General features: G+C 70.7%; 13 protein-coding genes and 2 pseudogenes. 7 read left to right on the plus strand and 8 right to left on the minus strand.

Annotation, left to right across the window (positions count from 1 at the left end):
* Nucleotides 1-56 precede the first annotated feature (56 nt).
* The 3 genes from ABZT93_RS11290 (at nucleotide 57) to ABZT93_RS11300 (ending at nucleotide 2,687) form a co-directional block, all read left to right on the plus strand.
* Nucleotides 57-491, plus strand: coding sequence for a VOC family protein (locus ABZT93_RS11290; RefSeq protein WP_356102160.1), 435 nt, complete (start codon nucleotides 57-59; stop codon nucleotides 489-491).
* 634 nt (nucleotides 492-1,125) lie between these two features.
* A complete protein-coding gene (locus ABZT93_RS11295; RefSeq protein ID WP_356102163.1) occupies nucleotides 1,126-1,701 on the plus strand; it encodes a PadR family transcriptional regulator in 576 nt (191 codons plus the stop codon).
* A 2-nt stretch (nucleotides 1,702-1,703) separates the two neighbouring features.
* Nucleotides 1,704-2,687 (plus strand): NADPH:quinone reductase, encoded by a 984-nt coding sequence (locus ABZT93_RS11300; protein ID WP_356102166.1) that lies wholly within the window; start codon nucleotides 1,704-1,706, stop codon nucleotides 2,685-2,687.
* 23 nt (nucleotides 2,688-2,710) lie between these two features.
* On the opposite strand, the gene ABZT93_RS11305 is transcribed toward ABZT93_RS11300, so the two are convergent.
* The 3 genes and pseudogenes from ABZT93_RS11305 to ABZT93_RS11315 form a co-directional block, all read right to left on the minus strand.
* Nucleotides 2,711-3,229, minus strand: coding sequence for a GIY-YIG nuclease family protein (locus tag ABZT93_RS11305; protein ID WP_356102169.1), 519 nt, complete (start codon nucleotides 3,227-3,229; stop codon nucleotides 2,711-2,713).
* 176 nt (nucleotides 3,230-3,405) lie between these two features.
* Nucleotides 3,406-3,863: pseudogene (locus tag ABZT93_RS11310) on the minus strand (GtrA family protein); the annotation flags it as partial.
* A 42-nt stretch (nucleotides 3,864-3,905) separates the two neighbouring features.
* Nucleotides 3,906-4,339: pseudogene (locus tag ABZT93_RS11315) on the minus strand (hypothetical protein); the annotation flags it as partial.
* A 283-nt stretch (nucleotides 4,340-4,622) separates the two neighbouring features.
* Here ABZT93_RS11315 and ABZT93_RS11320 point away from each other — a divergent pair.
* Entirely contained in the window at nucleotides 4,623-5,393 is a 771-nt protein-coding gene (locus tag ABZT93_RS11320; protein ID WP_356102171.1) for a polysaccharide deacetylase family protein, read from the plus strand.
* Nucleotides 5,394-5,485: 92 nt separating this feature from the next.
* Here the strand turns inward: ABZT93_RS11320 and ABZT93_RS11325 are convergent, their stop codons facing one another.
* The 4 genes from ABZT93_RS11325 to ABZT93_RS11340 all read right to left on the minus strand — a co-directional run bounded on the left by ABZT93_RS11325 (nucleotide 5,486) and on the right by ABZT93_RS11340 (nucleotide 7,564).
* The gene (locus ABZT93_RS11325) at nucleotides 5,486-6,064 is read right to left on the minus strand and encodes a hypothetical protein (RefSeq protein ID WP_356102174.1); all 579 of its coding nucleotides are present in this window, start codon (nucleotides 6,062-6,064) and stop codon (nucleotides 5,486-5,488) included.
* Between the two features lie 235 nt (nucleotides 6,065-6,299).
* Entirely contained in the window at nucleotides 6,300-6,521 is a 222-nt protein-coding gene (locus tag ABZT93_RS11330; RefSeq protein ID WP_356102177.1) for a helix-turn-helix transcriptional regulator, read from the minus strand.
* Nucleotides 6,521-7,012 carry a DUF2975 domain-containing protein gene (locus tag ABZT93_RS11335; RefSeq protein ID WP_356102242.1) on the minus strand — a complete coding sequence of 164 codons (492 nt, stop codon included), beginning with the start codon at nucleotides 7,010-7,012 and terminating at the stop codon, nucleotides 6,521-6,523. Before ABZT93_RS11335 ends, ABZT93_RS11330 begins: the two co-directional genes overlap by 1 nt.
* A gap of 129 nt (nucleotides 7,013-7,141) precedes the next feature.
* Nucleotides 7,142-7,564: a MarR family winged helix-turn-helix transcriptional regulator gene (locus ABZT93_RS11340; protein ID WP_356102179.1), complete on the minus strand. Its 423-nt coding sequence runs from the start codon at nucleotides 7,562-7,564 to the stop codon at nucleotides 7,142-7,144.
* 62 nt (nucleotides 7,565-7,626) lie between these two features.
* On the opposite strand from ABZT93_RS11340, the gene ABZT93_RS11345 reads away from it, so the two are divergent.
* From ABZT93_RS11345 to ABZT93_RS11355, 3 genes are all read left to right on the plus strand, one after another.
* A complete protein-coding gene (locus tag ABZT93_RS11345) occupies nucleotides 7,627-8,409 on the plus strand; it encodes an alpha/beta hydrolase (protein WP_356102182.1) in 783 nt (260 codons plus the stop codon).
* Between the two features lie 159 nt (nucleotides 8,410-8,568).
* A complete protein-coding gene (locus ABZT93_RS11350) occupies nucleotides 8,569-8,718 on the plus strand; it encodes a hypothetical protein (protein WP_162950992.1) in 150 nt (49 codons plus the stop codon).
* Between the two features lie 106 nt (nucleotides 8,719-8,824).
* A complete protein-coding gene (locus tag ABZT93_RS11355; protein WP_356102186.1) occupies nucleotides 8,825-9,682 on the plus strand; it encodes an oxygenase MpaB family protein in 858 nt (285 codons plus the stop codon).
* 75 nt (nucleotides 9,683-9,757) lie between these two features.
* On the opposite strand, the gene ABZT93_RS11360 is transcribed toward ABZT93_RS11355, so the two are convergent.
* A complete protein-coding gene (locus tag ABZT93_RS11360) occupies nucleotides 9,758-11,272 on the minus strand; it encodes a glycoside hydrolase family 43 protein (RefSeq protein ID WP_356102189.1) in 1,515 nt (504 codons plus the stop codon).
* Between the last annotated feature and the right edge of the window lie 280 nt (nucleotides 11,273-11,552).

Genomic DNA, 11,552 nt, shown 5'->3' on the forward strand with positions numbered 1-11,552 from the left:
CCTACGCTGCCCACCTGCGGGTACCGCAGGCACGACCCCTTGTTAAAGTGCGCGCGATGTCAACGATCAGGCAGGTCCAAGTCACCTTCGACTGCGCGGAACCCGAGCGCGCCGCTCGCTTCTGGTGCGAGGTGCTGGGGTACGTCGTACCGTCGCCGCCCGAGGGGTTCGCCAGCTGGGAGGAATTCGACCGCTCCCTGCCTTCTGGGGATCAGGGGGCGTGGTTCGCTTGCGTCGATCCCTCAGGTGTCGGCCCGCGACTGTTCTTTCAGCGCGTTCCCGAGGGCAAGGTCGTCAAGAATCGGCTGCATCTCGACGTGCGGGTCGCGACCGGGCTCGTGGGTGAGGAGCGCCTGGCCACCCTGGAGGCCGAATGCGCGCGGCTGGTCGCGCTCGGGGCGGTCCGTGTGCGACTCCTGCCCGCCGATGAGGACAACGAATCGTGCATCGTGATGCAGGACGTCGAGGGCAACGAGTTCTGTCTCGACTGAGCATCGACGGTCAATCCCCCGAGGAGGCCAACTCGGTTTGCTGTCGGCTTCGGTCAGGCGGGCAGGCCGGCTGCGAAGGCGGTGATGACGTCGGCGAGGGCCCGGGGGCCGGTGAGGAAGGGCGTCGTGAGCTTCGCCGGGGATCTCGACGAAGCGGGCGTCGGGCAGGACCTGGTGCAGGCGGGCGGGAGACGTCGGTCAGCCGGCGGGGGCTGAGTTCGCCGGTCACGAGGAGTACCGGGATGTCGAGGACGGCGAAGCGGGTGAGGCCATCGCCGAAGCTGTCCATCGTGCGCATCTCGCGGGCCCATGGCGGGGTCATGGACGCGCGGACGGCCCAGTACGGGTTCTGGCGGAACTCCTCGACGGCGTCGTCGGGGAACTTCAGTAGGTTCCGCAGCCCGAGGGCGAGGGCCCGGTCGAGGTCGCCGGTCAGGACGGCCTCTTCGAAGGGGCGAGCGCGTCGCCGCCCACGGGGCCGCCCAGCGGGATCGGGGGCTCGTAGAGGATGAACGCCGCCGGGGGCTGTTGCTCAGGGGCGGCCTTGCAGGCGGTGTACGGAAGGACGCCGCCTCCCTAGGCAGCATGACATCGAAACGATGCGCACATCGTTTCGATGTGCGACGCTGGAGGCATGCTCGAACTCGCGATCCTCGGTTTCCTCGCCGAAGGCCCCCTGCCCGGTCATGAGCTGCGCCGCAGCATCACGTACCTGACCGGCTACAGCCGTCCGGTCAGCGACGGCACCCTCTACCCGGCGATCAACCGGCTGACGAAGGCCGGGCTGATCGAACGGCGCCCGGCCCCCGAGGCGGGCGGCGGCCGGTACGTGCTCAACCTGACCACGGCAGGACGCGAGGACATGCTGCGGCGGTTGCGAGAACCGGCCGAGCACGAGATCACCGACTTCTCCCGCTGGTTCACCATCCTGGCGTTCCTCTCCCTGCTGCCCGACAGCGCCGAGCAGCACGCCGTGCTCCGACGCCGCCTGGACTTCCTTGAGGCCCCCGCCAGCTTCTTCTACGACGGCGACACACCGCTGCGTGCCGAGCAGGCCGACGACCCTTACCGGCGCGGCATGCTGCTCACCGCCCGCGCCATCAGCCGCGCCGAGCGCGCCTGGCTCCACGAAGTCCTGGACGGCGACGGCCCCGGAGAGGCAGCCGAGCAGCCCCGCCCCCGAACCCACCCCCATGCCCGGAAGGACTGAACATGCTTGCGTCCTGGTACGACCAGCAGGGCCCGGCCACCGAGGTGCTCCAGCTCGGTGAGGTGCCCGACCACACCCCCGGTTCCGGTGAGGTCCGTGTCCGCGTCACCGTCTCCGGAGCCAACCCCGGCGACACCAAGAAGCGGCGCGGCTGGACCGGCTCGGCCATGCCCTATCCGCGGGTGATCCCGCACAGCGACGCCGCCGGCATCATCGATGCCGTCGGCGACGGCGTGGACGCGCGCCGCGTCGGGCAGCGCGTATGGGTGTACGGCGCCCAGTCCTACCGCCCCTTCGGCACTGCCGCCCAGTGCACCGTCGTCCCCTGCGACCTCGCCGTCCCGCTGCCCGACCACCTGCCCGACGACCTCGGCGCGAGCCTGGGCATCCCCGGCATCACCGCGCACCGCACCGTCTTCGCCGACGGCCCGGTCGACGGCAAACTCGTGCTGGTCAACGGTGTCCTCGGCGGGGTCGGCTCGCTGGCCGCCCAGCTCGCCCGCTGGGGCGGGGCCACAGTCATCGGCACCGTCCGACGCGGCACCGACCTGGACCGGATCGACCCCGCCGTCGTCTCCCACGCCGTCGCCCTCGACTCGGGCGACCCGGCCGCCTCGATCCGCGCGCACGCACCCGACGGTGTGGACCGGATCATCGAGGTCTCCCTGTCCGACAACGCCGACCTGGACGACGCCGTCGCCGCCGACGGTGCCGTCATCGCCGCGTACGCCACCCGCGCCGACCGCACCGAGATCCCGTTCTGGACTCTGCTGTTCAACAACGTCACCCTGCGCCTGCTCGGCAGCGACGACTTCCCCACCGAGGCCAGACGCCAGGCCGCCCGCGACCTCACCGCCGCGGCCGCCGTCGGCGCCCTCACCGTCGAGGTCGGCGCCCGCTTCCCGCTCGTCGACATCGCCGAGGCCCACGACCGCATCGACGCCGGCGGCCGTGGCCGTGTCCTGATCGACATCCCCCAGCGATGACACATCGGCCACCCAGGCGGCCCTTACGGCTTCGCCCGTCTGGGCTGCCGTCCGGGCGAAAGCTGTGCGGCTTCGGCCTCCTCGGCGTCCCTGGTGAGCTTCGCGATCTTTGCCTGTGCTGCGGCGATGCCCCGGAGGATGAGGCGCAGGTGGGTGGTGGACCGGGGTACGGCGGCCTGGAGTTCCTCCAGTCGCCGTTGCTGCGCGGCGAGTTCGGCTCGGAGCCGGGCGGCCCGGTCGGGTGGTGGGGGAGCGGCCTCCCCGTTGAAGACGACGTTGTACAGGGGCCGTTCGGTGTGGACGGCTTCGCGTTCGGCCGTGTGTGCGTCGTGGGGGTAGTCGATCTGTATGCCGATGACGCGGGGGCCCCAGGGCTGTTGTTGCAGGTGGGTGCGGATGCGGGTGAGCGGGCAGGTGGAGATGCCGACGTACAGCAGTCCTTCGAGACCGTAGAGCCGGTACAAGGCGGTGCGGCCGGCGGTGTGCAGGCTGCCCTCTTCGTCGAACAGGCCGCGCAGGAACTGCGTGTCCATGTCGGTCATGACTCGGCCTTTCTCGGCTCGGGGCGCGCGGTGGTTGTGACGGCCTGCTCTCACCGGCCCGCGACCGCACGCCGTTTGTCCATCCCCTCACGGTCCCACGCGGGTGTGACACCGGCAGCGTGCCGACGCCGTCGACGACATCCACCGGACCGTGTCGGTCGCCTCCACGCGGATGCCTACCAGCACTGCAACACCGTCGAGCGGTGCATCGACGGCACCCCCGGCCGTGCCGCCTCTTGCCCGCGGCGGACGGCGAAGACGTAGAGGCGCAGGACGGTGAAGCGACCCAGGCAGGCGAGGCCCGAGGCGCTGAGGTAGACGATCTGCTCGCTCAGCATGCCGGGGGAGGGCGCTGGACCAGGTGAAGGACGTATACGGCGGCACTCGTTGCCAGATAGGCGGCGGTCGCCGAGCCGGCTGACTGCCAGTGCTCGCGCCATCCGGCGCGGCACCCCGTGCTGAAGGTGAAGCGGGCGTGGAGTTCGGTGCACAACAGTGTGGAGGCGGCGGTGACGAGCGCGTTCGAGACCGCCCAGGGCAGGGGCATGGCCAGCAGTGATACCGCGAGGCCGGAGAGGACCCCGACGCCGCCTCCGAGTACGACGAACCGTGTGAAGGGGGCGACGGGGTCGGGGGCGGCCGGGGTCGCCGTCGGGCTTCTGTATGAGCGGCGACGTCATGTGGCTGGTCCTTTCAGAAGGCTGCGGGTGGTGATGTCGCCGTGGGTGGTGGTGGCGCGGATGGTCAGGGCGGCGGCGGAACCCTCGGTGTTCTTCAGGGAGTTGTGGACGCGGCCGTGGGAGGTGCCGGCATCGAGGGAGGCGGAGGCGGCGGTGTGGTGAGCGTGAGGGCGCCGGTGACGGCCTCGTCCATCTTCACCGGGCCGCGGGCGCCCCCGAAGACGACGTCGCCGAGGCGTCCGGCGGCGCGGAACTCGGCGGCGGCGGCGTTGGCCCGCAGGTGGTACCGGTTCCTGGCGGCCGGGGCGGTGATCCGCACGACGCCGTCGTCGACGTGGGTGACCTCGATCTGCTCGCCGGCCTTGGCATCGCGGCTCCGGGAGGAGGCGGCGGGACGGATCTCGACGGCGGTGTCGGCGCGGTCGGCGGCGCGATGACGGGGTGTTCATGACAACCTTTCTCCGATCAACGCAACGTCATCTCGCCCGTTCGTTGCAATGAAATGGAGGTGAATGCTGCGGCCGGTGTGCCCCCCACCACCTGGCGGAACAATCGGCCCGCCTACGACCGCTGTTGGCCGGGTTGTCCGCGAACTCCCCCGGAATTGTCCTTGATCGGTAACGGACGCATCCCGGAGCCGCCGTCGCTCGTCTTGCCAGGTGATCACGGAGTGATCGAGGCATTGACGAGAACTGTGTGGAAGCGGGGCGGACATGGCACGGCACGGCGGGCGGGGCTGGAACGGCAAGGTGTTCGGGGCGGCGCTCGGGGTGACGTTGCTCGCGGCCGGCGCCTCGGTGTGGACCGCGCAGGCCGACGCGGTGGGAGGCACCTCGCCGAAGGCGACCACGTCGACCGCGGCGAGCAGTGCGGTGAAGCCGGTCGCGGTGACCATCGTGCACGCCTCGGACAAGGGTGCGCACGGCGTCAACATCACGATCGACGACGGCCCCGACCCCGTGTGGACGCCCCAAGTGCTCGACGTGCTGCGGCAGTACGGAGTCAAGGCCACGTTCTGCATGGTCGGGACGCAGGCGCAGGCCCACCCTGACCTGGTGAAGCAGGTGGTCGCCGCCGGGCACCGGCTGTGCGACCACTCGGTGTCCCACGACACCACCATGGACAAGAAGTCCGAGGCCTATCAGTCGCAGCAGATCCTCGACGCCGAACGCATGATCACCGAGGCGTCCGGCGGCGTACGGCCGATGTACTACCGAGCTCCCGGGGGTGCCTTCACTCCTTACAGCCGTAAGCTCGCCGCGTCCCGGGGCATGCGTCCGCTGGGCTGGAACGTGGACTCCAAGGACTTCGAGCGGCCGGGCACGGACGCCATCGTCGCCACGGTCGAACAGGAACTGCCGGGTGGCCCGACCATCCTCTTCCACGACGCGGGTGGCGACCGTTCCCAGACCGTCGAGGCCCTGCGCCAGATCCTGCCCCGGCTGAAGGAGCAGGGTTACTCCTACGGCTTCCCGGTGCGCTGACCCCAGCAGCCGCACACCGGCGCCGGACCAGCCGGGCGGGGACGCTGTCCGGCTTCAGCCGTCGGACCCGCCGGAAGAGACCCGGCCCGCTCCTACCCGACGAAGTCCGGCTGCCAGGGCAGGACCCGGAAGTCGCCCGTGCCGCTCTTCACGCGCTCGAACGGAGCCGAACTCACGCACTTGGGAAGGTCCTTGGTCTCCGCCGGGTTGCCCACGGAGGCCCAGCTGTAGCCCAACCGGTCGTGGCGGCCCACATCGTGCACGGTGAAGCCCACTCGCTTGCCCTTCGCTCCCGGCAGGTCGCTACCGGTTATGACACCGGTGGCGACCGCGACCTTCCCGCCGGTCACCAGGCAGTCGATCCTCCCCTTGGCCCAGGCGCCCTCGCCGTCGAGGTAGTGGCTGAAGCGGAAGGTCCCGGTGGCCTTCGCCGGGTCCATCCGGTGCTCGGCGGCGAGATGTGCGTCGAAGGTGAAGGTGATGTCGTCCCCGAGTGTCCGGGACAGCTTGGCGGACCCGGTCAGGGCCGCGGCTTCCCGTGGACCGTGGGGGGAGGCGGCGCCGGGCGAGGCGCCGAAGGCCGCGGCGGAGGCGGTGCACGCGACAGTGATCAGGACGACGGCGCCTGCGGCGACACGGACGCGGGCGGAGGCTGACGCGATGCGGCTCATCGCTGGTCCTTTCTCGTGGTCGGCGCCCGTGTTCTGCGGGCGCCTCCCCAGAGTCCCGCGAGCTGACGGGGCCTCACATCGCCCGTCGAGGGGACGTCTTGCTCCCCCGCCCGGCGCACACCGGTGATCGCCGTGCGCCCGCAGAGGTACGCCTGCCTGCACCCCAGGTCTCACGACCTGGACGGACGAGAAGGTGTGTGTTCCGGCCGGGCGTACCCGCCCGCGCCGGGGCACGTCATCCGACCGCAGCGTCCGCGTTCTCCCAGCGCAGTAGGTCACCCGGCTGGCACTCGAGCACCTCGCAGAGCGCGGCGAGTGTCGCGAAGCGGACTGCCTTGGCGCGGCCGTTCTTGAGCACGGCCAGGTTGGCGGGGGTGATCCCGACCCGGTCCGCGAGCTCACCCACGGACATCTTCCGCTTGGCGAGCATCACGTCGATGTCCACGGCGATCGGCATCAGATCACCTCCGCCAGTTCGGCCTGCATCTGCGACGCCTCGGCGTCGCGCGCGACGGCCTGGGCAAGCAGCATCCGCAGCACGAGCACGATGAGCGCGACCCCCAGGATGGCCACACCGACCCCGCCCATGATGACGGTGACGCCAGGATCGTCCCGTTGTCCCGGAGCGTTGACGATGGTGACCGCGAACCACACCAGGGCTGCCGCCACGATCGCGCCGATCACGCCGTCCACGTACCTAAAGGCGGCGTGGGAGAACACGGTGCCGCGTCGCACCATCGTCACCAGCCGTCCTACACACACCACGGCGACCTGGACCGACACCATGCCCAGGATCGTGATCACGCGCATCGCCGTCAGCGGGATCGACCCGTCCTCCGGGTCCCTCCCGCCGGCCAACGTCCACACCATCAACGCCTGCACGAGCACGGTGCCGACGAGCACCATCACGAGCACGGCACGCAGCGCACCGACAGCCAGCTTTCCCATGACCCACCCTTCCATCGAATCGCGGTGGAAATCTATCGAATCTCGATAGGTTGAGCAGGGGCTGGGATGGAGGGCCGGGGTGTTGGGCCGCGATGAAGGGTGGGCGGCGATCCCGAGTGGGCTGACCGCTCAGCTGTCGTCCCGCTGTGCGGTGAGGCGTTGCAGCAGGTCGAGCAGGGTTGCGCGGTCCGCGTCGGGCAAGGCGGAGAAGCAGTCGGCGAGTACCTCGTCGGCCACCTTGTGGCCGGCCGCCAGTACCTGCTCGCCGACGGCGGTGAGGTGATGTTCGATGCGCCGTCCATGCCCTGGTCGGCGTTCCACCAGGTTCTGGGCCGTGAGACGGCCGGCGAGCGTTCCGAAGGCCTGCTCGGTCTGGAAGGTCGCAGCGGCCAACTCGCGCGCGGACGCCCCCGGGGAGCGGCTGATCGCGCGCAGCGCGTCCCACTGGGCCAGTGTCGTACCGACCGCCTGGAGGGCGCCGTCGAGAGCCCTGTGCTGTCGGTACTGGGCCTGTTTGACCGCTCTGCCGAGTTCTTGCAGCTCACCGTGCATGAGGCAAGTCTACGGCACGACCAAGCTAGCTTATATAAAGATGTTTAGTTATCGTGTGGGACATGACCACCGACGCATCAGCCGTATACGCAGACCTGTCCCTCACCCTGTCCGAGGCCGGAGCGGGCAGGCCGGTCCTCGTCCTGCACGGTGGTGGAGGCCCCGCCACCGTCGCCGGCCTGGCAGGGCACCTCTCCCGCACCGCCCACACGATCACGCCTGTGCACCCCGGCTGGGACGGCACCCACCGCCCCGCACAGCTCACCGGCATACGCGACCTCGCCCGCGTCTATCTGCACGTCCTCAGCGAACGCGGACTGCGTGACGTCCTCGTCGTCGGCTCCTCCCTCGGGGGCTGGGCGGCCGCGGAGATGGCCCTGCGCGACAGCGCGGGAATCATCACCGGCCTTGTCCTGATCGACGCCGTGGGCGTACAGGTCGAGACGGAGCCGATCACCGACTTCTTCGCCCTCGACGCCCGTGGCGTGGCTGAGCACTCCTGGCACGATCCCGACCGCTACTACCTCGCTCCGGCCGACATCCCGGCAGAGGAGCTCGCGCGCAGACAGGCCAACATGGCCACGATGCGCATCTTCGCCGGCGACCCCTACATGCATGACCCGGCGCTGCTGTCCCGACTCGGGCGGATCCAGGTGCCCACCCTTCTGCTCTGGGGCGAGAGCGACCGCATCGTCACCCCGGCCTACGGCGCCGCGTACGCCGACGCGTTCGGCAACGGCCGACTCGAGGTCATCCCCGAGGCCGGCCACCTTCCGCACATCGAGCGGCCGGATGCCACCCTCGCTCTCATCGACGCGCACCTGCGTCGGACGAGCAGCCCCTGACCCCGCCACCGGCGGCGACGCCGTCGCCCCGAAGCGCTGCCCTCGGGAGCGTCCTGACATCTCAGCCCGCAGGGGTGGGACGCCGGGCGCGGGGTAGCCGCGTCTGTACGAAGGCTCTGTCGTACAGGAGTCGTCGTCGACCTACACGGGAGGACAGTCGTGCCTGGCATGTTGGAGAAGATCAAGCAGTTCAGCAGGAGCCCCCAGGGGCGGCGTGCCGCCGAGCAGGTGCGCCGTGCCTCGGCCGATCCGCGTCGCCGAGAGCAGGCTCGGCAACTCCTCGGCAAGCTCAGGGGACGCAGCCGCTGAGACCGGCACAGGTGACGCCTCGCCCCCGCATCCGTACGCACGGTCGCTGACGAAGAAGGATGGCCAGGCGTGCTCACCAGGGGCCGGGGAAGGAGGTGCGGCGGTGATGACCGACCTTCGTGATCGGCTGGGCAAGGCCGTGTTCCTGCGAGTGGCCGGCCCGGACGGCCCGGCCAACCGTGCCCGCATCCACGGGACTCCCGGACCCCGGTGGTTCGGCCCGGAACGTCCCATCCGTGCCGTCCACGGTGACGCGTCGATGTTCATCGGCGGACTGAGCGCTCTGCTCCTGCAGTCCCTGCATCCGCTCGCCATGGCCGCTGTGTCCGCCCACTCCGGGTTCCGCGGTGATCCGTGGGGGCGGTTGCAGCGCACCAGCACCTTCCTGGCCGTCACGACCTACGGCACCGCTTCCGACGCCGAGGACGCCGTCGCGCGGGTGCGCGCTGTGCATGAGCGGGTGCGGGGGACGACGTCCGAGGGGCGTCCCTACCACGCGGCGGACCCGCATCTGCTGGGCTGGGTGCACGCGGCCGAGACCGACAGCTTCCTGCGCGCGCACGAACGCTACGGGGCCCGGCCGCTCGACGCGGCGGGATACGACGACTACGTGGCCGACAGCGCACGGGTGGCCGAGGCGCTGGGGGTGATCGATCCACCCCGCGATCGCCGGGCGCTGGCCGATCAGTTGGCCCTGTACCAGCCGGAACTGCGGGCCACTCCCGAAGCCCGGTCCGCCGCCCGGTTCCTGCTGCTGCACCCACCGGTTCCGCTGGCCGTGCGGCCGTTCTACGGCGTCCTGGCGGCAAACGCGGTCGCGCTGCTGCCCCCGTGGGCGCGAAGCGTGCTCCGGCTGCCCCGGCTCCCCGTCGTGGAGGGGCTCACGGTTCGGCCGGCGGGCCTGCTCCTGACGCACACCATCCGCTGGGCCATGTCCCCGGGGGCGCGAGCACGGCTGGAGTGAGGCTCTGTCGTTCCACCGGCGCACCACCGACGGCACCGGCCGAGCCGCAACGTCCACGCCGCGGTCGGCCGGGTTTCAGCCGTCGAGGGGTTCGTAGTCGAACCAGTCGAAGTGGACGGTGCCTGCCGTGGCGTACATGCCGATGACCCGGCCGGTGAAGCCGCCTGCGACCTCGGTCGACAGGTAGCGGCCGTCGAGGGCCGCTAGTTCGGCGAACGTGCCGTCGGGCTGCTCGACGCCGAGGGAGACGACGTCGGGTCCGGTGCAGGGCCCGTGCGGGGAGGGCGGTTCCGTCATGGTGACGGCGAGGACCACGGGACCGGCGGGCACCGCTCGCTCGGCCACGACCGTGCGCAGGGAGCCGACGCGGGCGACCACCTCCACCCGTGTGCCGGACACCTCGATCGCGTAGTGGTGCCGTTCGTCGAGCCGGACGGCGAGGCCACCGCTTCCCTCCGCCGCGTCGACCAGAGTGCGCGCCCGGCACGACAGATGCTGCTGGCGCCGGCCCGTGAACACCACGTCGGGCTCGTCCAGGGAGGTGCCCCGCGCGCGAAGCGTCAGCCAGCCGGGCCGCTCCTTGGTGGTGCAGTGCTCGACGGGCCGGTCGCGCAGGGAGATCCAGGACGGTCGCAGTTCCGCGAGCTCGAAGTCGTCCCGCTGCTCCTCGGTGGGAGCGGGGGAGAGAGGCCAGGGCAACTGGGGCAGTTCCAGGGCGACTTCGCCGACGACCGGCCAGCCGTCCACCCAGGTCACGGGTGCCAGGAAGGTCTCCCTGCCGAGCACGTGCCAGCCTGGGGTGCCACCGTGCGGCCGTACGCCGAGCAGAACCATCCACCAGGAGTCGTCGGGGCCTTGGACCAGGTCCGCGTGCCCGGTGTTCTGCACCGGATGGTCGGTGCCGCGGTGGGTGAGGACGGGGTTGGACGGACACGGCTCGAACAGGCCGTTGGGCGTACGGCTGCGGGCGATCGACACCCCGTGGCCGCGCTCGGTGCCACCCTCGGCGATGAGCAGGTACCAGTACTCGCCGATCCGGTACAGGTGCGGCGCCTCCGGAGCCTTGGCGCCGGGGCCGCCCGACCAGAGCCTGTGCGGAGTGCCGTACGTCTGCCCGGTGGACGGGTCGATACGGACCTGCCCGACCCCGGCGACCGTGCACCAGCAGGTGCCGTCCTCGTCCCAGGCGAGGTCGGGGTCGATGCCGGGTACACCCGGCGCCCAGATGGGATCCGACCACGGCCCGGCCGGGTCGGTCGCCGTGACGATCAGGTTGCCGCCGCCCTCGCTGCAGTTGGTGACGATCAGCCAGAAGCGGCCGTCGTGGTGACGCAGGGTCGGGGCGTAGATCCCGCCGGAGGACGGCATGTCTGCGGGCAGTCGCAACTGGCCCGGCCGGTCCAGGACGTTGCCGATCTGTGTCCAGTGCACCAGGTCGCGGCTGTGGAAGAGAGGGACGCCCGGGAAGTACTCGAAGCTGGAGCAGGCGAGGTAGTAGTCGTCGCCGACGCGGCAGACGCTGGGGTCGGGGTGGAAGCCGGGGAGCACGGGATTGGCGAGAGCGCCGTCCGCCTGATCCTGGTGGAACACCGGTGGGTCCTCTCGTGGGGTGGGGCTCAGCTGTCGAAGCGCTTCACCTGTGCGCCAAGGTAACGGACAGATTTCTCAAGAAACAAGAGCGGAGTGTTGTCGAAGCGCTTCGAAACCGACGCTTCAATCGACTCATGAAGGTACGGATCGGTGCGATCGCGGGCGCAGGAACCGCTTCGCAAGCGGTTCCTTGGGCCTGGACCCGGCGCTCCTGGGCGCGCTCTCCCGGCTGACCCGCCCGGTGCTCGCCGACCGCCTCTCCCTCGGCTTCCGACTGCCC

It is taken from the genome of Streptomyces sp. NPDC005303, from assembly GCF_040607335.1.
Taxonomy (GTDB): Bacteria; Actinomycetota; Actinomycetes; order Streptomycetales; family Streptomycetaceae; genus Streptomyces.

Excerpts from the sequence above, each read along its gene's own strand:
- ABZT93_RS11290 (WP_356102160.1), top strand. The coding sequence starts at position 57 with ATGTCAACGATCAGGCAGGTCCAAGTCACCTTCGACTGCGCGGAACCC.
- ABZT93_RS11295 (WP_356102163.1), top strand. The coding sequence starts at position 1,126 with ATGCTCGAACTCGCGATCCTCGGTTTCCTCGCCGAAGGCCCCCTGCCC.
- ABZT93_RS11300 (WP_356102166.1), top strand. The coding sequence starts at position 1,704 with ATGCTTGCGTCCTGGTACGACCAGCAGGGCCCGGCCACCGAGGTGCTC.
- ABZT93_RS11305 (WP_356102169.1), bottom strand. The coding sequence starts at position 3,229 with ATGACCGACATGGACACGCAGTTCCTGCGCGGCCTGTTCGACGAAGAG.
- ABZT93_RS11320 (WP_356102171.1), top strand. The coding sequence starts at position 4,623 with ATGGCACGGCACGGCGGGCGGGGCTGGAACGGCAAGGTGTTCGGGGCG.
- ABZT93_RS11325 (WP_356102174.1), bottom strand. The coding sequence starts at position 6,064 with ATGAGCCGCATCGCGTCAGCCTCCGCCCGCGTCCGTGTCGCCGCAGGC.
- ABZT93_RS11330 (WP_356102177.1), bottom strand. The coding sequence starts at position 6,521 with ATGCCGATCGCCGTGGACATCGACGTGATGCTCGCCAAGCGGAAGATG.
- ABZT93_RS11335 (WP_356102242.1), bottom strand. The coding sequence starts at position 7,012 with ATGGGAAAGCTGGCTGTCGGTGCGCTGCGTGCCGTGCTCGTGATGGTG.
- ABZT93_RS11340 (WP_356102179.1), bottom strand. The coding sequence starts at position 7,564 with ATGCACGGTGAGCTGCAAGAACTCGGCAGAGCGGTCAAACAGGCCCAG.
- ABZT93_RS11345 (WP_356102182.1), top strand. The coding sequence starts at position 7,627 with ATGACCACCGACGCATCAGCCGTATACGCAGACCTGTCCCTCACCCTG.
- ABZT93_RS11355 (WP_356102186.1), top strand. The coding sequence starts at position 8,825 with ATGACCGACCTTCGTGATCGGCTGGGCAAGGCCGTGTTCCTGCGAGTG.